The 24,350-nt window shown below is 47.6% G+C and carries 18 protein-coding genes and 1 pseudogene; 5 read left to right on the plus strand and 14 right to left on the minus strand.

All coding sequences use genetic code 11. The features are described 5' to 3' along the window. Positions 1-224 precede the first annotated feature (224 nt). The 6 genes and pseudogenes from SPK40_RS06505 to SPK40_RS06530 form a co-directional block, all read right to left on the minus strand. Positions 225-497: pseudogene (locus tag SPK40_RS06505) on the minus strand (hypothetical protein); the annotation flags it as partial. Between the two features lie 100 nt (positions 498-597). Beyond that, positions 598-1,062 (minus strand): thioredoxin-dependent thiol peroxidase, encoded by a 465-nt coding sequence (gene bcp / locus SPK40_RS06510; protein ID WP_330959869.1) that lies wholly within the window; start codon positions 1,060-1,062, stop codon positions 598-600. A 144-nt stretch (positions 1,063-1,206) separates the two neighbouring features. Further along, positions 1,207-1,695 (minus strand): bacterioferritin comigratory protein, encoded by a 489-nt coding sequence (locus tag SPK40_RS06515; RefSeq protein WP_330959870.1) that lies wholly within the window; start codon positions 1,693-1,695, stop codon positions 1,207-1,209. Then, entirely contained in the window at positions 1,692-3,896 is a 2,205-nt protein-coding gene (locus tag SPK40_RS06520; protein ID WP_330959871.1) for a site-specific integrase, read from the minus strand. The genes SPK40_RS06515 and SPK40_RS06520 overlap by 4 nt, the downstream gene beginning before the upstream one ends. A 13-nt stretch (positions 3,897-3,909) precedes the next feature. Next, entirely contained in the window at positions 3,910-6,246 is a 2,337-nt protein-coding gene (locus SPK40_RS06525; protein WP_330959872.1) for a hypothetical protein, read from the minus strand. Then, complete coding sequence (locus SPK40_RS06530) at positions 6,239-7,639, minus strand: tyrosine-type recombinase/integrase (RefSeq protein ID WP_330959873.1); 1,401 nt, start codon at positions 7,637-7,639, stop codon at positions 6,239-6,241. Before SPK40_RS06530 ends, SPK40_RS06525 begins: the two co-directional genes overlap by 8 nt. A 197-nt stretch (positions 7,640-7,836) precedes the next feature. Between SPK40_RS06530 and SPK40_RS06535 the strand changes: the two genes are divergently transcribed. Further along, entirely contained in the window at positions 7,837-8,067 is a 231-nt protein-coding gene (locus tag SPK40_RS06535) for a hypothetical protein (protein ID WP_330959874.1), read from the plus strand. Between the two features lie 67 nt (positions 8,068-8,134). Here SPK40_RS06535 and SPK40_RS06540 read toward each other — a convergent pair whose 3' ends face one another. Both SPK40_RS06540 and SPK40_RS06545 read right to left on the minus strand, forming a co-directional pair. Next, complete coding sequence (locus tag SPK40_RS06540; protein ID WP_248142565.1) at positions 8,135-8,668, minus strand: hypothetical protein; 534 nt, start codon at positions 8,666-8,668, stop codon at positions 8,135-8,137. Between the two features lie 164 nt (positions 8,669-8,832). Further along, positions 8,833-9,810, minus strand: a complete 978-nt coding sequence (locus SPK40_RS06545) for a GlxA family transcriptional regulator (protein ID WP_248142564.1) — start codon at positions 9,808-9,810, stop codon at positions 8,833-8,835. A gap of 202 nt (positions 9,811-10,012) precedes the next feature. Here SPK40_RS06545 and SPK40_RS06550 point away from each other — a divergent pair, with 202 nt between their 5' ends. Then, positions 10,013-11,857 (plus strand): beta-ketoacyl synthase, encoded by a 1,845-nt coding sequence (locus SPK40_RS06550; protein ID WP_330959875.1) that lies wholly within the window; start codon positions 10,013-10,015, stop codon positions 11,855-11,857. A 66-nt stretch (positions 11,858-11,923) separates the two neighbouring features. Here the strand turns inward: SPK40_RS06550 and SPK40_RS06555 are convergent, their stop codons facing one another. The 5 genes from SPK40_RS06555 to prsT all read right to left on the minus strand — a co-directional run bounded on the left by SPK40_RS06555 (position 11,924) and on the right by prsT (position 18,498). Further along, positions 11,924-13,573 (minus strand): AMP-binding protein, encoded by a 1,650-nt coding sequence (locus tag SPK40_RS06555; RefSeq protein ID WP_330960351.1) that lies wholly within the window; start codon positions 13,571-13,573, stop codon positions 11,924-11,926. A 263-nt stretch (positions 13,574-13,836) separates the two neighbouring features. Further along, positions 13,837-14,319 carry a CreA family protein gene (locus SPK40_RS06560; RefSeq protein WP_330959876.1) on the minus strand — a complete coding sequence of 161 codons (483 nt, stop codon included), beginning with the start codon at positions 14,317-14,319 and terminating at the stop codon, positions 13,837-13,839. A 109-nt stretch (positions 14,320-14,428) separates the two neighbouring features. Next, positions 14,429-14,869 (minus strand): VanZ family protein, encoded by a 441-nt coding sequence (locus tag SPK40_RS06565; protein ID WP_330959877.1) that lies wholly within the window; start codon positions 14,867-14,869, stop codon positions 14,429-14,431. A 16-nt stretch (positions 14,870-14,885) separates the two neighbouring features. After that, positions 14,886-15,665, minus strand: a complete 780-nt coding sequence (locus SPK40_RS06570; RefSeq protein ID WP_330959878.1) for a S1 family peptidase — start codon at positions 15,663-15,665, stop codon at positions 14,886-14,888. Positions 15,666-15,732: 67 nt separating this feature from the next. Beyond that, complete coding sequence (gene prsT / locus SPK40_RS06575; RefSeq protein WP_330959879.1) at positions 15,733-18,498, minus strand: XrtA/PEP-CTERM system TPR-repeat protein PrsT; 2,766 nt, start codon at positions 18,496-18,498, stop codon at positions 15,733-15,735. Between the two features lie 176 nt (positions 18,499-18,674). Here prsT and SPK40_RS06580 point away from each other — a divergent pair, with 176 nt between their 5' ends. Next, on the plus strand, positions 18,675-19,880 hold the full coding sequence (locus tag SPK40_RS06580; RefSeq protein WP_330959880.1) for a GNAT family N-acetyltransferase: 1,206 nt from the start codon (positions 18,675-18,677) through the stop codon (positions 19,878-19,880). On the opposite strand, the gene SPK40_RS06585 is transcribed toward SPK40_RS06580, so the two are convergent. Next, entirely contained in the window at positions 19,825-21,330 is a 1,506-nt protein-coding gene (locus tag SPK40_RS06585; RefSeq protein WP_248142557.1) for a chondroitinase-B domain-containing protein, read from the minus strand. The genes SPK40_RS06580 and SPK40_RS06585 overlap by 56 nt on opposite strands. Before the next feature lie 374 nt (positions 21,331-21,704). Between SPK40_RS06585 and SPK40_RS06590 the strand changes: the two genes are divergently transcribed. Then, positions 21,705-22,721 (plus strand): hypothetical protein, encoded by a 1,017-nt coding sequence (locus tag SPK40_RS06590; RefSeq protein ID WP_330959881.1) that lies wholly within the window; start codon positions 21,705-21,707, stop codon positions 22,719-22,721. Between the two features lie 11 nt (positions 22,722-22,732). Beyond that, entirely contained in the window at positions 22,733-24,205 is a 1,473-nt protein-coding gene (locus tag SPK40_RS06595) for an oligosaccharide flippase family protein (RefSeq protein WP_248142555.1), read from the plus strand. The last annotated feature ends 145 nt before the right edge of the window (positions 24,206-24,350 follow it).

Below are 24,350 nucleotides of genomic sequence, written 5' to 3' on the forward strand. Positions count from 1 at the left end.
GAGCGATATCAATACCAGGTCATCGTGGTTATCTGAATGTGGGGAGAAATGGCCGCTTACAGATGTTCTACAACGTCAAACGCAGACACGGTTCCAATAATCAGTTGTCACCAGTAGAGTATGAAAAGCGGTATGAAGAAAGGTTAATTAGTGTCTACTGAGTCGGTGGCTATTCATCTCTCCCTTTTTCAGTAAGTGTAGGAAAAGACACAAAACTTTGAACACTACCGTGGGTTATAAAGTGGGGGCAGGTCATTGATAACTGTGTCGTTGTATGCGAGATGTAGCTTGCCATATGATGCTATCTGTCCTATTGTACCAATAAGCTCCATTACCTTGTTACGGCCAAGCTTGGTGATGTCTGACACAACTATACTCTGCCTGGAGGCGATGAGGGTGGCTAGCTTTCTATCACTCAGGGCTGTCTTGGTCGCAGATACATGCTCTTCAACCCATTCAGATATCTCCAGATCATTGGCAGATGCGTATGCTTTAGTTGCTTCTCTCTGAGATTAACCAACAGCTTTACGTGAATCTGATACACGGATAGAGCCAATCATTGCCTGCCCCCAAGTGATAGAAATGCGGTTACCTGCATTACTTACTGTTCAGGTAGTCCAGTACAACCTCGTGATGGTCTTTGGTTTTGAACTTGTTAAACACATGCTCAAGTTCACCTGACTCATTGATTAAGAAGCTAGTTCTAACCACGCCCATGTTCTCACGTCCCATGAATTTCTTGAGCTGCCAAACACCGTATTTCTCACAAACAGCGTGCTCTTCATCGGCTAGCAAAGTGAAGTTAAGTTCCTGTTTGTTGATAAAATTAGTCAGTTTTTTAGGTGTGTCTGGGCTGACGCCAAGAACAACAACATTGTGGGCATCTAGCTCAGCTTTAGTATCACGTAGTCCTTGAGCCTGTACAGTACAACCTGGTGTTGAAGCGCGTGGGTAGAAGTAGAGCAGTACTTTCTTTCCTTTCAACTCAGAGAGAGTCACTGGGTTATTGTCTTGGTCATTCAGGGTAAAATCTGGTGCAGTTTGTCCAGCTTCGATTGCCATAGTTTATCCTTACTTTCTAAATTTAAGCTTTTTACGGAGTAGTGCGATTAGCTACGCCCGGTTAGAGCATTTTTATAATGTTAGAGTGTGCATTCTTATCGATAACTAACTGTCCTGTCTAGTGGTTATACTAAGGAGGACGGCCTAATCCCCAAAGTTGCCTGTTATGACATTATCAGGCCTGGCCTTTACAACCTTATCCATTGCCTTCTCTCGCTCACTCTCATGAAGCATTTTCATTAGCTCCTCAACCATCTTAATGTGAGTTGCTGCTTGTTTGGCTAACGCTCTCTCATGGTTTTTTGCAGATTCGTGATAGCTTTTCTTGAGCCGGTTGAGGTTGGTTTTCTCGCTTTTTAGCTTCTTGTTCTCTTGTTGCAATAGCTCGATTTCCGAGCTTGCTGAATCACTGTTTGCCACTTGAATTTTCAGCGATTTAGATTTTATCATCTCCTTGATGTCGGCATGGTTGCGAAGCGCCCCCACGGATAATCCAGCCTCTTTTTCAACGGTGTTATTGTTGATTTTTAGCTTGCCATGTTGCGCTTTCTTTCTTAAATCACGGTCATTAGGCGTACCCGCCATCAGCCGTTCCAACGCCTCGATTAATGCTTTTCGTGTTGCGGTTTTCATGCTGGCGCTCCGATATAGGGGATAAGTAAATCTTGCACTTCTTTCGGTAGCACGACAGGTTCATAATCAATCCCCAAATCAGTCATGATGCGCTCTGCTGCGGTGATTTTAATGAATGATTCCGTGGCGGTTTGTGGGTTTAAATCGTCATGCTCAATATCGTAAAGCATATTGATTTCAGCCTCTTTACGCTTGGCTTCTGCAAATACTGCATCTACGATGTAGTCGTTCGGGCAATTGACACATTCTAAGAGATTGACCTGTGTGCGGAGGCTGCATTCTGTGGAGGTGCAATACACACCAGGAGCAACCGCATGGATGTGCCTTTTACCTTCCCGTACCAAGCACTTCCAGTAGGTTAGAGAGAGCATATCGTTATCGACCTTATCTTTAAATAAACTCTTTTCACCGAGTGTAAGTCTGCGCTTGGCAAACTCTTTACCCTTTCCGCCAGCCACGCGCTCTTTATTCGCGAGTTTGTGATAAATATTGAGGTAAACTTGTGCCTGTTGGGCAATTCTTTCTTCCTCAATGCAGTGGCAAAGGTTTTGTTTTTTCTTTCGCAGCTTTTGAAACTTGCTTGCGTTTCTGGCGTAGTGTCTTGTCATCGCAAGGGAGACGTGACTGAATTGCTGTTTGAGTTGTGGGAAAGAGAGTAGTTCATAACCAATTAGATAGTAGGCAAAAGAGCGGCGAAGTTGATGCCCTGAGAAGTAGTAGTTCTCACCAAGATGAAAAGAGCGATTAGGGTCAGACACCTTCAAATCGGCAATGTCTTCTTTGGTTAGGGCTAACTCTCCCTTTAGTGCATTGGAGAACCATTTTTGATAGTGTCTGCACAAAGAATTTTTTTTGATTGGACCAAAATCCCCCTCAGTTTTATGGAAGAATCGTAGACTATCAGGATGTAGCTTTCGAAGTGGATCGTGAAGGACTTGTAATAGTTCGTAGGCTTTCTTACCCAGCTCGGTTGTGACGAATTCATCCTGCTTTGACTGAATGCCTTTTACAGTCTTCGATAGGTCTGCATGAAGCACATGGATAACCTGTTTAGAGATAGTCTCAGTAGTGCATCCTTTGGCGGTATGAAGATGGAAGACTTCATCAGCGCGCATACCGGATCGAGATACCAACCCCCATAGACAGCCACCGCTAAATTCTTTGAAAAGTGATTGCGCGTCCAGAAAGCCTGAAATTTCTCTAACTGCAATTTTAAACGTGAAATTAGGATGAAACAGGCTCTGGTATTCATTTTTAATTTCAGGCTTATGTGCCTTTAACAGCTCAAAAACCTCGAATTCAGTGGGTGAACTAAGTTTCATGAAGGCTTTTTTGAATACTTCTTTTTTCGCCCTAGCACTTTTGTTAGATGTGGATAAATACCAAACATATTTGCCTGTTGTGGCAGTTTTGGATTTACCACTTGCTAGGTATTTGGCATAGCCTTGATACAGCTTATCAAAGTAGGTAGCAAGGTAGGTTGATAGCTTACCAAGCTCATCACGCACTGGGTAGAGGTTATTAATTAGCGCTTGGGATTTTTGCAGGCCAAGGTAGTATAGGCGCTGGGGAATAACGGTGTATTGCTCTGCCTCTTTTATCGTTAATCCAAAATCTTTCGCTGATATTTTCTTTTTGATTGCAATAGGGAAAGGCAAACCTCTTGCTTCCATAAAGAGTTTGTTGATCGCAGTATAAATACCTTCCCTTTCAAAGTCGATATTGGTTGATTCTGTTAAAGCCCATGCATCCAAAAGGTTGAAATCAACATATTCAAAGCTGTTGTATCCTGTATCCAAAAGATGAGGGATGCACTTTTTCAAGTTATTTAGCGTGTAAAACATTGTATACATTGAATAATCATGGTGTGAAATCCACATCATTTTGATAACCAATGCTTTTAACTGGTTTCGTAAATTACGCTCAATAACCTGACCATTTAAAGTAAAGTCGAGTGTCGTAGATTTTGTGTAGTTTGGTTCAAGAATGGGCTGAAGCTTTTTCCAAGCTTCGTTGTCACCAATTTTACCTAATGACTCACCCGTAACGGTAAATCCAATGTCGAGCAGTTCAAAATTATCCCAATCACCGTGCTCAATGGCTGGCGCTAATACGTCAACTAGGTAGTTATGATGTGCGCCAACATGAGTCTGTGCATTTTTGATGGATTCAAAATAGTCAAGGTCTGAAATTTTAATCATGATAATTTCTCAGTTAGCGGTAAACGGATAGGATGGCGTGGTCGGTTGAGATTCGTGGGTGGCGACCGTTATTCTCGAATAACACCAGAGCTTCTTCGTACACCTCAGGGGTTACGCCATCAAGTGTGTATTCAAACGCTTCAATCTTCTCTATAACCTCACGTTTTGCATTGGGGTATAGGTCAAGCGCTTCCTTCAAGACATCAATGAAAGAGATGAGTTTGTAGATAGCTTGTGGTTCATCCACAGCCTTTGCAGACTTGCATTTGTGGCACATATCGTAATCCACACAGGGGAGAACAGCACCAATGGCTTTATTGGTTTTTCGTTGCGTGTTTTTACTGTTAACAACCTGTTGTTGCCCATTGCATATGAGGCCATTTGGGTTTGTTGCTTGTTTCTTTTTCAGGTATTCATCATAGGAAAGCATTGGAATGGCGTGCTGAGCCTTGACATGCTCTTTGGCTTCTTCCAGTGAATGACCTTGCGCCATTTTCTCAAGCACTTGTATGCCTTGTGATATGATGGTTTTATTAAGTTTTGGGTCACCATTAATGTAATGCTTACTTAGCGTTTCTAATGAGTTTTGAAGTAAGTTAACTATGTGACTTAAACGGTCATCCCCGTACTCTTGTGAACTGGTGGTTTCTCTAAATCGACTTGATGAAAGCTGAATGAAGTATTCATTAATCCCAATTGACCATTGTGTCATTAAGTTGCTTGTGATGGGGCTAATACCCTCCCAATTCTTGGGAGCTTCTTTTGCGTTGCCTTGTCTGAGCAGTAGCCGAATGTCTTTTTTGGCCTCTTGCTTATCCGCTCTTTCTATTGCTGATTGCTCAATGTCTTGGATTAAGCCTTTATCCGCCGCAGGAATGATGAAGCTACCTTCATCACCATTCTGGTAATAATATGAAACGATAACATTGCCATTAGCATCTTTGTCTGAATAGTGTAGTGGTAACAAAATACCTTTAAGGGAGTTGTCGGTATAACAAGATAAAATGCAATAGCCTGCATTAAACATTCCTTGAACCATCTTGGTTTTGCTTGTTATCGGGGTAATGATTTTACTTGCCACTATTCTGCCGAGTTCATTGGTGGTTTTTTTTAGCTCAATAACTTGGCCGTTTCGGTAGGCATAAAATAGCTCTTTAAACCAAGGAAGGTTTGATGCTCGGCTAGGTGTGACGAGGTTTAATATTGAGGTTAAGTGTTTGTTTAATTCGGTAATCCTAAACTTGTCGTGCTCGCTTTTATTTTTATCCAGTAAAAATAGTAACTCTTCACCGTTACCGTAAAGCCTTGAAAGCTCGTCAAGTGTTTGAACAAAAAGCACCCCATCTTTTTTCTCAACATCGAATGAGAATTTTGATTCATCAATTTCATTCGTAAGTACAGCGTCAACTTCCTTGTTGGCTCTGGCTTTAAAGCCAGAGACTTTCACTGTGCGCAAGCTCTTATCACATTCATGGGTGTGAATGGTGATCGGATGTGCGATATCCCTTACAACACTATCGTTTAGTGATGTAAAATAACAGAGTAGGTGGTAGGCTGCGCCCATAGTTAAATTAAAGGCCGAAGCGTGATTAACTTTGCCTTTCTTTGAATTCAATGAGGTGGGGATAGTCAACATCTCTTTGTGTTCCCCAACACCGATTGTCATTGGCAGTTTATAAGGTAAAGCTAAATTATCTTGCTTTGCGGCAATTAACTGCGGCGCTAAGGTAAAAAACAAGTCACTGAGGCGAGTTATTATCAACTCCTCTTCTTTGTCCGAATACCCTTTTATTGGGGTGCTTAGATGATGAAATGTTCGGTGCTGAGTTTTCCAGGTTTTAACCGGTAGGCCACACCATGAAAAAACTGTTGTTAACAATGAAACAATGTTACAAGCGCTAGACTCCTTAATGCCTAACTCATCCCTATGCTGCCTTTCCCATAGTCGCTTTGAAGGGTTATACACTTTGATGCGATGCCTTAACTCACCATCGTTCCCCGCAAACTTTAGATAGCCTTCCTCTGTAAATGGTACGACGCCGATCACATCACAAAAGCTAATATAACCATTTAAAACTTCATAGGATCTTGTGATTGAACTTACCGATTTTCCTTTGTCTACATATTCATGAGCTTTTTTGCAAAAACTTCTTAGGTAAGTAAGACGGCTTCCAATTTTCTGGTTGTCTTTATTCAACCCGTGATGTAGTAGGTGAGAAATATCAAATTCCCGTGCACGCCTATCAGAATGGCTTTTATAGGGGATTGTTAGCTTGAGAGGAACAACATTACTGCTGTTTCTAATGTTCTTGGCTTGTTTTGAACCTTTGGAAAGTGGACTTTTAGCCATGATACCACCCACCGTTTAGTTTATTGTTTTTGCATTTTGCTGCGCGGAGCTTGGATTCGTACTCATTCATGAACTTGATGTACTTCTCAGTTGTTTTGGTACTTTCGTGGCCCATTAGCTCTGCCAGTTCATCTATAAGAAATTCGTAACTCACTCCTCTGGCATTGGACTCAGTGAAAAGCCATTGAGTTGCGAACGTTGAGCGGCAATCGTGAACACGGTAATACCACGCTGGCTCAACGTCTTGAATCAGTTTGCGTAGCGCAGAGAAGTGTTTCTCTAAGGTGTTTTCTGAATAAGGCCTGCCTTTATTTGAGATAAACAAATAATCCTCGACGACCGACTCTGAGTTGGAATTGAGTAACTGTTCACGCTTTAATGCATTACGCTCTCTTTGACGGTTGTACTTGTATTGCTCTAGCTCTTCATAGAGATAAAGAGGCACTTCGATATTACGTGGCTTGCTGCCTTTGGTTTTAGTCAAACGGACAGGGACAACGTCCAACTCGCTCATGTCAACTTCACCAATGTTGTCCGCGGGGAAGTGAGTGAGCTCCTCAATACGTGTGCCTGTTTTAATGGCCAGTCTGAACATCAGAGGAAAAGGCTTTGGTAAGCAGTCAACATACTCTTCAAATAGCGCTAAATGCTCCGGTGGTTTTGGCTTTAACTTCTTATGGACTGGTGTAGAGTCGGCGCGAGGAAACTCCTTCATGATGTTTGAAATTTCATATTCTCGTTTCGTACTTGATTTGGTGTGTGAGAGCATATCGTGTTGGTCATAGCCTTCATAAAGGTACGTACCTTTACTAAAGTGTGTGACAACATAGTTATCATCATTTTTGAGGTAGCCGAACTTTTGCATCCACTTATAAAAACCAAGAACGGCACCCATATAAGTTCTTGCGGTCGTTAAAGACCAAGCTTCACCCCCATCTGATTGCCTATGGCGACAGTTCTTTTTTAGGAACTCAGCAAAGCGCCAAGGTGCGCCTTCTTCTTCGTATTTCGATAGGCTTTTGTAGGTTAGGCATTCCGGAGGGATTTTATTGCCATCCTCATCATCTTGGCTGGAATGGGTAGAGTCCAAGAAACGGGTAAACAGTAGGAGGGCTTTAGCAATACTGTTTGTGTCTTTTACCTTCCCATCTCCCCTTAGCTTGGATACAAGATAGAGAGATTGTGGGTAAACCACCGAGCCATCAGGGGCTATGATAATTTTGGTTTTTTTGTAGCGGTCTTCGAGGTTTGACGGGTCAAGGTGTGGGGTTAAGACAGCTTCGCCAGTGTCTTCGTTTATCTTCCCTGTAATTTTAAGCTTGGCTAGAGTATCAACCTCTATATCTAGTAACCAAAAGTCATCGTAAATCAGCTCTGCCTGAACATCTGACACAATACTTCTCCTCGATATCTCCCACTAAATCAAAGTTAGATTATCAAGGAAAAGTATCAAGGTTTTCTGTCAAACTTTTTATCCAAGGGTAATGCTATTAACTGACGGTTGTTCAACTGCCATTCAACTTGAATGTGTAAGGCTGAACGTCTGAAACAGGTATCTTCCTGCTTTCTTACCTGATAATGAGGTGACAGATGAAAAATATCATTGCTGGCGTATTTGCACTGGTGATTGGCTTCTTTGCTCTGACTTTCGCGACAGTGATGGGCGTTTTTATGGCCTTGGTTGCTTTTATTGCTCAGCCATTCCTGAAGCGTAAATTGTCGAAACAGTATGCGACGTTTTATGCGGGCAAAACAAATGGCGCAACCAGCCAGGGACGTGTAATCGAAGGTGAATACGAGCCAGTCCAAAGCAATCGATAAATGATAGTGACTCTGTAAAACACAGAACGCCAGCCGATGAGCTGGCGTTTGTTTTTTAAGGGGAAAATTATTCGGTATGCAGGCAGTGAAAAAAGGCGTCAAGATGACCGTCTTCTAAATAGAAGCGATAACGTCTGCTGGCACTCTGTAATTCAAAATGCCCGTGATCTTCGGCAATCAACCGAATGAGCACATCGAAGGCTTGCCTGGGATTGCTTCCGCCCAGCCGCACCAAGTGCGAAATACTGTAACTGCGATTGGTATCAGCCACACTGATACTGCCGTAATAATTTTTCCAGTTGGCGGTAAAGACTTCGACAGGTTGCCCGGTGCGGTAATAGCTGAAGTTTTCAAATCCCTTCGGGTAAGAGATGTCGGCTTTTAAGGCGACATAGCGCCGGTTAAATCCCTGATCGGCAATCAAGGCAATCTGGAAGTCATTCTCGATGCGATTGGACTGGTTTTTAGCCAGATGGTAAAGATCCAGCCGACAGACCTGCGTGCCTAACATTGTGCGGCTGGTTGGCAAAAGTCCTGCAGCAGCCATGTGAATGGAACCGGACGCGATGAAAATGAAGTACAGCCAGATACGACACAACATTTCTTGAAACGCCTGCTTACGACGAGGCGGTTAAAGCCTCAATTCAACACATTGATCATTCTTTTCTCCTGTTAGCATAGCGACAGTTTGCATTCGCTTCTGCCCGGGGCAATGCTAAGTGCCTGATTGGATCATCTTTTCTGTATTTTGTCTCATCTCTGAGCTTAAGCCTGGTAAATTTTGGCTTTCACCATGTTGCGATACTGTGCGGGGCTGAGGCTGAACTGCTTCTGGAAACGCTTGCTGAAATGATGTGCATCCCGGTATCCGACCTGTTCTGCCACATCCTGAAGGGACAGGCCAAAGTCACGTAATAAGCTCTGTGCGGCTTCCATGCGGAGAGATTGCAGGTACTCATGGGGCGTCTGTCCTACCTGTGTTTTGAAACGCCGCTGGAAGGTTCTTAGCGGCAGTCCGCAATGCTCAGCGATGTCTTGGGCGGTGACCGGTTGCGCCAGGTTGCGTTTCAGCCAGTCCTGCGCGAGGGCAATGGATTCGTCGAACTGCACTTCGCCGCCAATTTGATAAAAGGGCTGCTGATCAGACTGGGAAATTTCATGGCCGAAGTGGGTTTCGACAGTTTTTGCAACCGACTGGCCAAAGTGTTCACGGATCAGGTACAAAATCAGCTCTGACTGCGAGTTAATACTGACCGTGCAATACAGACCGTTGGCGACGGTGATTGATGCCTGACGGTTCAGGGTGACAAGCGGATATCGTGCGGCAAACTGATCGTAGTAATACCAGTGGGTTGTCGCGACCTGATGATCCAGAAGTCCGGTTTCTGCCAGCCAGCAGACGCCGGTTCCGGTTGCGATGATTTTGGCGCCTTGCTTGTACTGTTGTGTCAGCCAGGGAATCAGCTCCGGACTTTGCCTGAGTACAGACAGCGGATTTCCCCAAATTGGAGGCAGAATGATGAAATCAAACTCGCCGGCACATGCTAAGGTCAAGTCGGGCTGGATACGTAGGCCTGATTTCAACTCAGGAGGGGACAGGCTCTTGGCGACAACTGAAATAGAAACAGGTTGTGATTTCTGGAGATGCCGGGGTCTTAATCCTGCCGCACTGGTGAGCATTTCGGCTGCAAGAGAAATCCCTGTGATCAGCGCGCGGGGGTAAAGCACAAACGCAATTTTCATATAGCGTATCGTTCCATTTGATGATGTGACTTGGGCTGTTTCTGCTGTACGGGAACTGAATCACCAGGATCCGGCTCCCTGATTTTGGTCTGACCCGGTCAGAATGGCGTATATGTCAGTAATTATGGCGTAATTGCCTGATGTAATACTAGTGTAACTTGGTAATCTGACAGTCAAGTTAGTTATCAAGTAAGAATCAACAATGAAATTACCTCTGATTGTCGGAATTGGCGGCATTAACGCCGCAGGTCGTAGTTCAGGTTTTCACAGTTATAAACGCATGCTGGCTGATATTCTGCCTGCAAGCGATATGCATTCGACCTGGCAGGATCTTGCTCATCGAATGGGATTAGCTGAAGGGGAAGTCACCGAATCCGTGATCGAAGCGATTCAAGCGGGCACCCTGATTCGTCGGATTGAAAGCTTCGACCCGGATCGTGTGTTACAGCAGTATAAAGCGGAGCTGTCTGCGGGCAGTGATCAAATTCGCTTCACACTCCGTAAGTCAAAATTGCCGGAGCATATCCCTGAAAACTGGCAACTGGAGGAATCAGGCAGCAAAGTCCATGTGACCGTGACCGGTGAACTGGATGCATTGCTGGCTGACTACAAACCTTTTCCTGTGAGCAGCGGGGGTAATATTCCCCGCGGTTTCGAACCCGGGAAGCTGTACAACTCACGCTTTCACCCGCGCGGTCTTCAACTGACGGTGTACGGTGCCTCAGATGCCCTGAATTCTCTGGGTGTGGACTGGGATGAAGTGCTTAAGCATATCCGCCCTGACGAAATTTCAGTCTATGCGGGGAGTGGCCTGGCACAGATTGATGATCAGTCGCTGGCCGGAATGGTAGCTGCGCCGTTGACCGGTGGCCGGGTCAGTTCCAAGATGATGGCTCTGTCACTGGCAGAAATGCCGGCGGACTTCATCAATGGTTACGTCATTAACAGTGTCGGGACCACGGGAACCAATATGGGCGCCTGCGCCACCTTCCTGTATAACCTGCGCCAGGGATTGCTGGACATTCAGAGCGGACAGGCAAAAGTTGCGATTGTTGGGAATGCCGAAGCACCGGTTGTGTCTGAAATTATGGAAGGTTTCCGCGTGATGGGCGCGCTGGCTCAGGATGAAGAGCTGCGTGTTTTGGATAACAGCGATACTGTCGATAACCGCCGTGCCTGCCGTCCGTTCTCGGACAATGTTGGTTTTACGATGGCGGAATCGGTTCAGTTTGCCGTGCTGATGGATGAATCGCTGGCACTGGAGCTGGGTGTGAATATTTACGGGACTGCCGCTGATGTCTTTATTAATGCTGACGGTAATAAGAAGTCGATTTCGGCGCCGGGTGTCGGTAACTATGTGACCGTTGCCAAGGCTGCTGCAATGGCTCAGGCCATTCTTGGCCCGGACGGCGTGAAGAAAACCTTTGTCCAGGCGCACGGTACGGGCACACCGCAGAACCGCGTCACGGAAAGTCATATCCTGAACGAAGTTGCTAAAACTTTTGGGATTTCGAACTGGCCGGTGACTGCGATTAAATCGTATGTCGGACATTCCATGAGTGCGGCAGCTGGCGACCAGCTGATGGCTTCACTGGGTGTCTGGCAGTACGGCTGGATCCCGGGGATTAAGACCATTGATCACATTGCGGACGATGTTCACCAGTCGAACCTGAATATTCTGATGGATCATTACTTTGTCGGCACGGCTGGTGATGATATGCAGGGTGTGATTATTAACGCGAAGGGCTTTGGCGGAAACAATGCGTCAGCTCTGGTCTTGTCACCTCAGCAGACACTGTCGATGCTGGAGAAGAAATACGGTGAGGCCGCAATGGCGGAATATCTGAGCCGGAATGAAAAAGTCCGTAAAATCATTGCAGAGCGTGATTTGCAGGCATGCCGGGGTGAAGAAGAAATTCGCTATTCCTTTGGTGAGTCTGTCATGGATGAATCTTCTGTCAGCCTGACTCAGGAATCCATCCGTTTGTCAGCGTTTGGGGAAGCGATTGTTTTACCGACCGTGAACCCTTACGCAGATTATCAGTAAATCAGTCTGATTTTGAATGAAGAACGGGCAGCTTCGGCTGCCCGTTTTTTACGTTATTTATCTGACTTAATCTTCCCACTGAATCAGTTGCCCTTTCGGCCAATGACTGCCTGTCTCGTGGTATTTTTTCTCCAACAGGTGTCGTTTAATTTTCAGTGTTGGCGTCAGGATGCCGTTTTCAATGCTCCATGGTTCTTTGATCATCAGAACCCCTTTAATTTTCGCGTGGGACTCCAGCTCTTTGTTGATGGCTTCAATGGCGTGCGTCACCCTGCGGGCATAGCGTTCCCGGTCAAAGTGCGGATAGTCATGAGGCACTGCCAGCAGAATTGGCGCTGGCATGCCTGAGCCGACAATACACATCATTTCGATACCGCTCAGTTCAAACAGACGCTTTTCAATTGGAACAGGGCAGACGAACTTCCCTTTGGCTGTTTTAAAGTTGTCTTTTTTACGGCCCTGGATGGTCAGGTAGCCTTCTTCATCCAGACTGCCCAGATCGCCAGTATGCAGCCAGCCTTCGTGATTGAAGCTTTCTTTGGTCGCGATGTCGTTTTTGTAGTAGCCGGAAAACAGCCCTTTACTGCGCACCAGAATTTCATCATCTTCGGCGATTTTGATTTCAACGCCCGGACCGGCGTTGCCGACGGTGCCTATTTTGTCGCTGCGGAAAGGCATGTTGAGGGTGCCGTAAGCGAAGTTTTCTGTCATCCCCCAGGCTTCGGTAATGTTCAGACCAATCTGTTCATACCAGCGCAGTAATGCAGGGGAGACCGGGGCAGACCCACAACCGAGCACCCGGGCTTCGTTCAGACCCAATCCATCGGCCAGCTTGCGTTTGATCAGGCCGGAGACAAACGGAATTTTCAGCAGCAGGTTCAGCCGGGCCTGAGGCAGTTTATCCAGAATACGCTGCTGGAATAAGGTCCAGAGACGCGGTACGGAAATAAACAGCGTCGGGCGATGCATTTTGACATCTTCAATGAAGGTATCGAGTGATTCCGGGAAAGCCACCTGAACCCCGGCCATCATGGACGTCCCCAGGATGTAAACCCGTTCAGTAATGTGTGCCAGCGGCAGGTAGGAGAACAAACGTTCGTTCTCAATAATACCGATATGTTCAATCAGGTTCTGGGCAGAAAAGGCAAAGCCGCCGTAGGACAGCATTGCGCCTTTCGGTAAACCGGAGGTGCCGGATGTATAGACCAGAGACATCATATCGTCATCCTGATGGGACGGACGCTCTTCAAATGGTGTATGAGCCTTGATCAGCGTATTCATCTCATGCTGACATTCCGGGACATCCGGATAGGGGAAACTGACGGTTGTGATGTCTGGCAGTCGGCTGGTGACGGCATTGATGGCGTGGTTATTATCCAGTTTACCGATAAAGACCAGTTTGGATTCACTGTGCGTTAAACAATGCTCAATGGTTTCTTCCCCGGCGGTTGGGAAAATTGGCACACTGACATAACTGCCCAGCATTAAGGCCAGGTCGCAGATATACCATTCAGCACAGTTTTTAGAGATTAAACCGATTTTGTCACCAGGCTGAAGACCCATCGCCCGGAGGGCACTGACCAGGCGCAAGGCTTGATCGGCGACATCTGCATAAGTGAAATCGGAAAACTGACGATTGATGATCTGACGGAGGAAAATTTCATTCGGGCGTTCTTCAGCCCATTGCAATACACGTTCATGTGGCAGCGCCTGCATCTTGAGCGATTCCCTTGAAGAATTTGGCTGTAAAGGCAAAGTCATGGTTCCATTCCTTGGTTGTTATTATCTTGTTAAATTATTAAAAGCGGCTTTCTTAGAACCGTCAAGAGCTCACTGTAGTGATTTTGAGGTAAAAATCTCAGTCAGCGCTCAAAACATGAGCTTAACTTATTGATCTTTTTGTGTTGATTGCGACGGGGACAACATTGAAACAGCCCTGACACAGGTCAGAGCTGTTCGGTGAAAATTGTTACAAGGATTTACTGCTGAACGGGTGTTACGGGTGCCTGATAAGCTTTGGTGCCCCAGAGCGGAACCGTAGACAGGCTGTGTTTGTAGCTGCCTGACGTTTCTTTGGTTGAATAGGACAGATACATCAGAGTCTGGCTTTCCGGATCATAGATCCGTCTGATCTTCATGGTTTTGAAGAACACACTCTTCGATTTCTTGAAAACCACGTCACCCGCTTTTGATTTATCGATAGCGGCGATCATTTCCGGAGTAATTTCGCCGGTTTGGCGGCAGGAAATGGAGGAGTCACTCGGATCTGAGAAATCCAGGTCGGCTTCAATGCTGGCAATGTGGCAGGTGACACCTGGGATTAAGGGGTCACTGAGTACATTGAGTTTGATGTCCTTCGTGGTAAATACGCCAAGACTGACATCGCCGACTTCGTTGTCTGAACAGCCCGCCAGTAAAGATGCTCCCGCGAGCATCGCGGAAAAGAGCAGTGCGCGTTTCATTCAAGGTCTCCATGATGGGTAATAAGAACATCACAGCATAACCGGAAAATGTCACTTTTGCCTGACTGGCTATCAAAAATTTGTCTGAATGTTTCTGAATAGCAAGCGCTTATCTTCGGGTGCCAGTGAGATTGGTCAAGAGCGTTTGCATCAGCGACCAGGATATCACACCGCCCAGCACGACGCCTGTCAGGTTTGCAATCGCGTCTGAGACAGAACTTTCCCTTCCGGGCTGGACCATACTCTGAATCGTTTCCAGAAAACTGCCGTAAAGAACCAGCAGCAAGAGCATATAGCTGTATCGCCTCAGGTGTTTGCTGATCAGCAGTGCATAACCGGCAAAGAGGCCGTAACACATGGCATGCAGAATGAAATCCAGATGAGCGATCCCATAGCTTTTCAGGTCTGTCAGCGCGCCTTCTTCTGCCGGAGGCATCAGGGTCAGCCAGGTAATCAGGAATCCGTGTCCCCAAAAGAGGGCCAGTGCGAAAAACTGTAATTTCCGTATTTTTATCTCTTGATAGAGAAGATTCGTTTGGGTCCGTTGCACAGGTTTTCTTCCCGATTTAAGGCTGAGTTGCCAGCAGTTGGCTCAGATGGCGTACCGGCACAGCATAGGTTATGGCACTGGGATGAGTCAGTGCGTTTTCTTTGCTGTTTTGGACCAGTACTTTATTGATAATGGCGATTACTTCGCCATTATCCTGACTGTACACCGGACTGCCGCTGTTGCCGGGATAGGCCGTGGCATCCAGCTGGTAGACAAAAAACGGGTTTTTCAGGTGTTTGAGCCGGGAGACAGACAGTTCTTTCGCCGTGCGGGCTGGAATGGCAATCGGAGTAATACTGGAAACCATGCCCCGGTGTGTCACCGGATAAAGTCCCAGAATTGCGCCGATGGGAAAACCGGTAAAGCTGTACATTTCGCCTTCCCTGACCTGACGGGCAGAGAGCCTGAGTGGCGGAAGCGGCGGGCCACTGATTCTGAGGAGGGCCAGGTCATGTTCTGTATCCCGTGCGACCAAATGCGCAGGGCGGATGTCTGGCGTATTTCCGGTCCCGACAAATACGACAAATGCTGTATTTTTGTTCGCGGCGATTGTGGCAGGAACAACATGATTGTTGGTGGCAATCAGCGAGCCATCTCCGATTGCAAATCCGGTCCCGGTTAAACTGGCGCGCGGGGTGGCCAGTTTCTGATAAGTGCCCACACCGACGATCGAAGGCTTAATCTGACTGATGACCTCAGGCAATGCCGCCAGAGCGGGAAATGAGAATGTCAGCAAGAGATAAACTCCGAACATCCGGAAAAAGAATGAGCCGGTTGTTTTGACAGGAAAAACCATCGTCTTTCATCCTAATTTTCTGGTGGCACTTTGTTAACCCACCCCGTGTCGCCGGGGCGGCAGGAGACTACAGGTTGATCTGCGCTTCCAATTTACGTTTGAGCTGCAGCAGTTCCGGATCGGTTGTGTTCACGCGGCTCAGAACATCTCTCGCGTTCCCTGCTTGATGATTGGCAAGCAGACTTTCGGCATAGTGCAATGCAACTTCCGGGTTGTTCTGCACTTGTCTGTAGGCTTTTTCGAGCATTGGCAAAGAGTTGGCGGCCTGACCGGATTTCAGCAGACAGTATCCGTACGTATCCTGAATTTGAGGGTGTCCCTTCGCCAGCTCATGGGCTTTGGATGCGTTGTTACAGGCTTGTTTGTAGTCTTTTTTGGACAGGTACAGCCAGGCCAGATTGTTCAGCGCCAGCACATTATTGGGATCTGTTTCCAGCAGCGTGCGGTACAGCTTCATAGCTTTATCTGGCTGATGTTTTGTCTGAAGCTGCGCCAGGGTCAGCCGGAGTGGTGCTGCTTTTTCGCCATGTTCCCTGAGAACGGACTCAATAAAAGCCGCCGCTTTTTCTGACTCATGATTCATGGCATATACCCCGGCAACGTCGTTTGCACTCTGGATGCCCGGGTAAGCTTCATAGCGTTTCAACTGCCATGCCGTGGCTTCCGGATACTGCTGGCGCTGGAGATAATTTAAGGCCTGTAGGTGCATGAAGTACTGCTGCTTTTTGACAGATTCAGGCATGTTGTCCAGAGTTTTCTGGCTGGCATCCATTTCACCCAGCCTGAGTTGCAGTCCGGCTTTCATCAGGGAAAACAGCGGGGTTTGACTAAATTGCTCTTCTGCTTTTTCAGCGAGCGTCAGTCCTTCCGTTACCTTATTGTTCATTTCTTTGATCTGAATATTCCGAAGATAAGCCTGCTGATTGAGAACATCCATTTCCAGCCATTTGCTGTAAGCGGTTTCGGCTTCGCGGTAGTGTTTCTGTGAGAAATAAATATCACCAAGTAATTGCCAGCTTTGAATCGTTTGCTGGTGGGGGGGCAGCTCCCTGATATAGGCGATGGCTTTCTCCGGTTGCTGTCGCAGGATGTACCCACGGGCCAGATCCAGTTTCAGCGATGGATTGTCCGGATGGACTTTCACCTGAGCCGCAACGATATCAAAGGCTTGCTGGATGTTACCGCTGAATTGAGCGTACCGGTAAAGTGAGCGGGTAGTCAGTGCGTGCCCCGGTTTGTTTTCATAGGCTTGACGCGCGAAATCAAAGGCTTTGTCAGTGTCACCGTCTAAGGCGGCGATCTGTGCCAGTCCGAGCTTCGCCTGAATATTGTCCGGATGTTGACTGAGTATTTTACGGTAGATGGTTTTTGCCTCAGCCGGTTTGTTTTCAATCAGCAGCACGAAGGCTTTCAGTATGTTGGCGGCATTGTCATCCGGGTCCCGGGCCAGCCATTCGTCTGCGACTTCATGTAACTGTTCGTACTTCCCTTGTTTCATGTAGTAGTAAGCCAGTCCCAGAGTGGCCTCAGGCATATCCGGATTGCTGTTCAGAATTTCTTGCAGAGTTTCAATGCCGGTGGCGTCATGACTCGCCAGCTGCAGCAAACCCAACCGAAGCTGATTGTCGGGTGAAGAAGTGGCTGTTGCTTGTTCTGCCAGCGAAAGCGCAAAATCTTGGCGTCCGACTTTGGCAAATTCCAGACTCATACTGGAAATGAACTGACTGTCTTCCAGATTCGTGGCATCAAAACCGCGTATGGTTTGCATGGCGCCTTCAATATTCCCGAGCTTCAGCTGGCTGGCAGCGTAAAGGCGTTTCACCATGTTGTCGGTCATGACAGGCATGATTTTTTCCAGACGCTCACTGGCGAGCGCATAGTTCCCCTGATGATAGGCAACGACGCCAGAGATCAGATAAGTGGTGATGTTTCGTGAGCCATTTCGGATGGCCAGATCGGCATGCACCTTCGCTTCATCCTGCTCACCTCTGGCATAAAGAATGGTGGCTTTCAGTTCATTGGTGAGTGCATGTCCGCTGAAAGCTGCCAGTAAGGCATCGACGTACTTTTCGGCTTCATTGAGTTGTCTGGTTTTAACCAGAGCCTGAGCCAGAAACAGGGTGTATTGCAGGGCTTTGGGCGAATTCTGTACAGCTTGGCGATAACTGCTGGCAGCGGCCTGATCCTGATTCAATCTGGTTTCGAGATGGCCTTTCAGTATCCATGCCTCACTGCTGTCCGGATAAGCCTGAACAATGGCTTCGACTTCTTTGAGTGCTTTTTCTGTATGGTCCCGGGAAGCCTCAAGACTGGCTTTGGCAAGACGGGTATAGAGCGTTGTCTGCCCTGTGCGCTGGGCCTGAAGGAAAGCATTCTGGGCACTCTCCTGGTCGTTATCCCGCAGCAAGGCCAGCGATTTCATTGCATAAAGGTCTGCGAGGACTTCGGGCTGATGACTCTGCGGCTGTTCCGCCAGATCGGCGATTTCTGCGGATTTCTTTTGTCCCAGATAAGCATGGGCCAGAAGCGGTTCCACTTCATCTTTGTTCTGGGTACCACGCAAGGCTTTATATAATTCTTTTTCGGCACCGGCAAAGTCACCTTGCCGCAAATACAGTTTACCCAGCATCAGGCGGGCCTGATCCGCATCCGGGTGTTCCTGGATAGCGTTTTTCAGCTCGATGATGGCAGCGCTTTCTTCATTTTGACTGAGATAAGTGTTCGCTTTAGCTATGTATTCTTCAATCGATTGTTTACCGCAGGCAGTGAGTGTTGCGGCGAGCAGTCCGGCAAGTGTCAGCGCATGCAGTGAAGTACGAGGTAACTTAGCCATAAGCATCCCTGTCGAATTTTTTGGGTGTGGACTTTTTTATGATAGTCATTCTTTTGACACCGGGCGGGATTGGCTGTGTAAAAAACAGACGGCTCAAAAATATCTCAGAAAAGTCAGAAGCTTTGGGTTTGCTATGATTGAGACAACTGAGCTCAGAGAATGTCGGAAAGCAGCGGATGGCCCGAAACAGTGATTTTTTCCAGTGTGAATGGGTAGTCAACCCGGATCAGAAATGGTTGAAAACACAATGGCTGGCATTGGAAGCCCGTGCAGAATCAAACCTTTTTCTGTCCTGGTTATGGATTGGCACCTGGTTGGACTGTTTTGTGGACGATTTTTCTGTGGTGGTGGCACGCAATGAGGCGTGTGTCGTCGGGCTGGGCATTATTGTGATTCACGAAAACAAGATGACTTCGCTGTCTTTGGGTCGTCAGTTTTGTCTCCACCGGACGGGCGACCGTTTGCTGGATCAAATCTGGATTGAATATAACGATTTTCTGCTCGATCGAACCGTTGCTGATCTGGTGCGTCCGCTGATGACGGCTTGTGTCATGAACAACATGAAAGGGGCTGACACCTTTGTCGTCGGCGTCACTCAGGACAAGGATTTTTTAGGCTGTGCTGTGATGGGAACAGACACTTTTGAGCACGGGACAGACACCCTGATGGTACTGGCAGACGGCACTGTGGTTCTGCCGGAAAAGGAAGTGGGGTGGGAGTCTCAGGCTTTCCAGCTGTATTTTGCGCCTCTTCAGAAGCAGCACCAAACGTTGGACGCCTATTTGTCTCGCAGCGCCCGGTATCAGATCAAACGCAGCATGAAAATTTATCAGGCTGCAGGAGGGCTGAAAGTTATCACGGCCAGTTCAGTTGCGCAGGGACTCGTACTGTTTGAGCATGCTGCTGGCTATCACCTGAAGCGCTGGGGCAATCGGCCCGGGCAGAGTGGTTTTGCTAATCCGCATTTTCTCCGGTTTCATCAGGAGCTGATTCGCCGCGGTCTGCCTTCAGGCACTGTCGCCATTCATCATATTTATGCCGGTGAAAGGGATCTGGGCGTGGTGTACAACTTTCATCATGGCAACTGGGTCCTGTTTTATCTGAGCGCGCTGAACTATGACTTGAGCAGTTCAGCTGAGGACAGACACCTGAAGCCGGGTTTGGTGGCACATTATCTGTTAATTCAGATGGCCATGGAACAAGGATTCGACGGATATGACTTCATGGGCGGTGTGTCCCGCTATAAGCAGACGTTTGCCAATCAGACCGTCGGGTTTGCGGTATATCATTACCGGTTTCCGCACCTCCTGTACCGGATGAAAAAAGTTATTCGCGGTCTGAAGCGCCGGGTCTGGTCACAAAACAATTCTCGCTGCTCTTGAATGCTCCGGCAAAGCTGTCCTGTGGCCTCACAAGGTTGCCGCAAAAGTCCGAAACTGTCTGTTGTGCTGTGATCGGGTAAGTGGTTGCCTGAGACATTAATTCTGTTTGCCTGACCTGATCTTTAGGGGAGAAATTGCCGATCGCCGGTGATTTGTACCAGTCATCGAGCTTTTGTTTTTCGGTCAGAAAATCAATGGAAAAGAGCAGGTTATGTGATGCAGCGGCTTTGCCCTGATCGCGTTCGCGAATGTGTCCGCCAACGATATTATTCAGCAGTCTGGCGCTGGATTCCGGGAAACGCACATCGATGCCGGAAGTGTGATAGAAAATATTGTTGTTCACCAGAGCATCACTGACTTTATTGATGTACAGACCGACATCGTTGCAATGCATTACAATATTATTTCTGACGGTGTGGTTCAGTCCTTCGAAGGCAGCCTGGTCCCGGCGGTTTTCCTGTCCCATGCCGCCGCCGCCCAATGACAGCCCGACCTGATATCCGCCATATTGACGGCTGCTGGTATTACAGATGACCAGATTGTTTTCGATAATTCCGTTTCTGTTGCCTCCCTTCATGAAAGCACCATAGCTGACCTGGTTGCCGCCGGTTTTTATAAAATCACGAATGATGTTCCGCTCGATCACCCATTGATTGCCATGGTCCAGATTGATGGGTGTGACCGGGTTTGATGTATCCCTGGGCTGAGTGTTGTAGAAATGATTGCGGCGAATGATGCCGTTATCCGGAAAGGCCTGCCGGAAACGGTTCACTTTAATGGCCGCATTAAAATCGATAAACGTATTGTTTTCGATGAGGCTGTAATCCGCATCGCCGACGATGTGCAGCGCATGTTCACAGTCAGAAGGGACGGGGCAGGCGCCTTTGAATGTCAGCCCGGAGATTGTCCAGTAGGGCTGGTTGATCACAATGCCTTCCAGGCCATTCAGCGCCAGAACAACATGTCCGGGTTCTTCCGCGCGAACGATGATGGGTCTGGATGCAGAAGGCCTGACCTGGCTGATGTCCAGTCGTTTTTCCTGAAGCGCATACCGGCCTTTTTTCAGGACGATTTCCTGTCCCGGAAGCACCTGTTTCAGAGCATTCTTGAAACTTTCCGCGTCGGATACCCAAAGGGTACCCAGTGGTGCCGCAGGTGTGGCTTGAGTATGCCCGTCTGGCCCGATGGTGGGCCAGTACCGGGTATCAAACTCGCGCCAAAAATAGGATGGACTGGATAAACTGCTCGCGACACCGGCGATGGCCTGATGTACCGGCTGCAGTTCGGGGCGTAGTTGCTTCAATTGATTGGCCGAATGGCGGAGTGTTGCAGGCAGAGTTTCATTTTGTGTGACCCAGTGTCTGACGAGATAGACCATCCCGCTGATCACGACAAGATGGGCCAGGATGCCGATGATGGCGAAGTAGGTTTTCAGTCCGTTGCGAAACATCCGCATCCTCCGGGATCACAATGAAATACGCTGGCTGGCACAGTACAGACGGCAAAAAAATCGCACTGCTTATTCGGCTGAGTATAGGTAAGAAATCACACATCTGGCGAAAGACCCGGTGTGAGGACGCTCTGTGATTGAGGCAGCAAGTTATGCGAACGCTTTGATTCAACGTGCACTGATATTTTGAACCCAGCGAATTTGGGACAGGATGTATTGCTCCCGGTACCGCATGAAAATTTTATGCTGCAGCATGACAAAATTGATGGTTCGGTACAGGAGAATTTTTTGTGATCGCTTTGGTTGCTCAGCAGTTCTTGTGCCATCTTTAAGAAGCAATAATTCACCGTACTTCGTGTGCCAATATCCGGAATATGGAATCTTTCCACGCCGGAACCGTTCTGAAACTGAGAGGGAACCAGGGGGAAGAGATGGTCGCTAAACTGCTGGTCGTGATTCATGCAGAAGAAGAATTTGACTGGGAACAGGGGTTCAACAGCGCGAATAATGCTGTCAACCATCATCAGGTTCTGATTCCCTTTATGGCTGAGTTAATTGATGTCGGCGCCAAAATTACCCTGGCGATGGATTATCCTTTTGTCGATAGTCCTGGCGGGCAGGAAGTGATTTCCCATTACCAGCCACGGGTTGATCAGCAAGTGGAATTCGCTGCCCACCTTCATCCCTGGGTGAATCCGCCCTTTGTCTCGACTCAGGAAGAGGCATCCGATTTTGAATCTTATCCTTGCAATCTTTCCCCGGAAATTGAATTTGAAAAAATCCGCCTGCTGACAGAGAAAATTCAGTCTGTGTCCGGGATGACGCCAGTGACCTATCTGGCAGGACGATATGGTATCGGCCCTTTGACCAATCAGCATTTACGTTCGCTTGGTTATCAGGTCGATCTCAGCATCAGTGCTTATTGTGACTTTAGTCATCAGAGTGGTCCGGATTTCAGTGAACGAACCAATCAGCCTTTCGTTGAAAATGCCATCCGTCATATTCCTCACACCAGTTCATGGCTGTCGGTGTCCAGGCGGCTTGAAATGAAAGTCAATCAGTTTCCGTCATGGAGTAAGCGGTTGAATCACACGGGGCTCACCCGTTTCATCGGTAAAGCGCTCCGACTGAGAAAATACCGGCTGTCTCCGGAAGGTAATGATCTATCTCAGCTTTTAGCGATCACTCAGGCTCAGCTAAATATCGGTCAGGAAGTGTTTGTGCTGTCATTTCACTCCCCCAGTGTGGTTGAGGGGAGAACACCTTATGCACAGACAGCTGAGGACTGTCTGAATCTGAAAACGACGACGCGTCGTTATATTGAATGGTTTCAGCAAGAGCTTGGCGGAGAGATTGTACTGGCGAAAGATATGGCGATGACAGAAGCCTAAAGGCGGTCGATATGGCTGATAAGTATTCTCAGGCAATCTTTTCAGGTGCGAAGTGGACCTTGCTGATGATCTGGTACAACCGTTGTATCGGGCTGATCAGCACGCTGGTACTTGTCCGACTGCTGTCTCCTGAGGATTATGGCGTTGCGGGTTTCGCCATGTTCTTCGTCTATTTTTTTATTGCGCTGTCTACTGTCGGTACAAAGCAGTATGTGCTGATGGAAAACACGGAAGATGAAGAAAAACTGAACAGCATCTGGTCGCTTAATCTGCTTTTCCGTCTGGTGAGTGCAGTCATCCTCTGGTTTTCAGCTGACTATATTGCTTCATATGCCAACGAGCCTAAATTGGCGTTGGTCGTGAAAGTTGTCAGTGTGATCCCGCTGCTCCGTGCCTTTCATAATGTGGGCATGGATGTGTTTGAAAAAAACTTCAATTTTAAAATGGAAACCGTGATGCTGATGGTTGCGAAAACCCTCGGTACGGTTTGTACCATCCTGCTTGCGTTCATCGTCGGCAATTACTGGGCGCTGGTGGCCGGTGTGATGCTGATGGCTGTCATGGAAGTGAGCTCCAGCTATATGCTTTGCCCGTTCCGGCCACGTTGGAGCACCCGGTACTGGAAAGAGCAGTGGTATGTATCTAAGTGGTTGTATCTGGTGTCAGTGTCCGGATATCTGCGTTCCCGGATGGATATGCTGGTGTTGGGGAATCTGCTCAGCAGCCGTGATATCGGTTTTTACAATATGGCGCAGGAGTTTTCCTGGCTGCCATATACCGATTTCCTGTCGCCGATGAACCGGGGAGCATTCTCCGTCTTTGCTAAATTTAAAGACAATGAACAGCTCTTCAAAGAACGGCTTTACTCTCAGCTGGCGTTGCTGATGCTGCTGGTGATGCCGGTTTCTTTCGGTATGTGTGCTATCAGTGAAGATTTCGTTCATGTCATTCTGGGCCAGAAGTGGTTGGCTGTGATTCCCGTGATGCAGCATCTTTCTTTTCTGATGATCGTCATGACACTGTACATGGTGGTGCAAACGGTGCTGATTTTAAAATCAAAGATGCCTTCACTCTTTCTGTGGGATTGTGTTGCGATTGTTCTGGTGATCGTCGGCTTTTATGGTCTTGGATATGACGACCCGGCAAGTTTATCCATGGTGCGGCTGATTGTGGGCTGCATTTTTCTCGTGTGTGTGGCGATCATTTTCCTGGCTGTGATTCGTCTGAAAGCCAGTCGTTTTCTCCCAATTGTTATCCTGCCGCTGCTTGTATCCGTTTTGATGTATTTCTGCGTCAGTCTGGTGTCGGCGCAGATTGAGAGTCATGTGATGGGACTGATCGTGAGTGTGGCAACCGGTGTGGCAGTGTATACGATAGCGATGATTCTGATATTGCCATTGTCAGTCCGATGGATACCAGAATACCGTAGCATTCAGGTGCAGCTTGGCCGGATGTTCCGTATTCCGCTGACCAGCAGCAACTGAAAATGTCTTTCCGGATGACATCCTGAAACCAGACGTTTTTGTTTTCAGTCAGGTTTACATTGATAAATTAATCATCGTCAAAATTTTGTGGGTCAGTCAATCCGGTTCTATAGTGAGAAGAGTGAATCCGGCAACAAATTATCAA

Origin of the sequence: Photobacterium sp. 53610 (assembly GCF_036409375.1) — a bacterium.
Taxonomy (GTDB): Bacteria; Pseudomonadota; Gammaproteobacteria; order Enterobacterales; family Vibrionaceae; genus Photobacterium.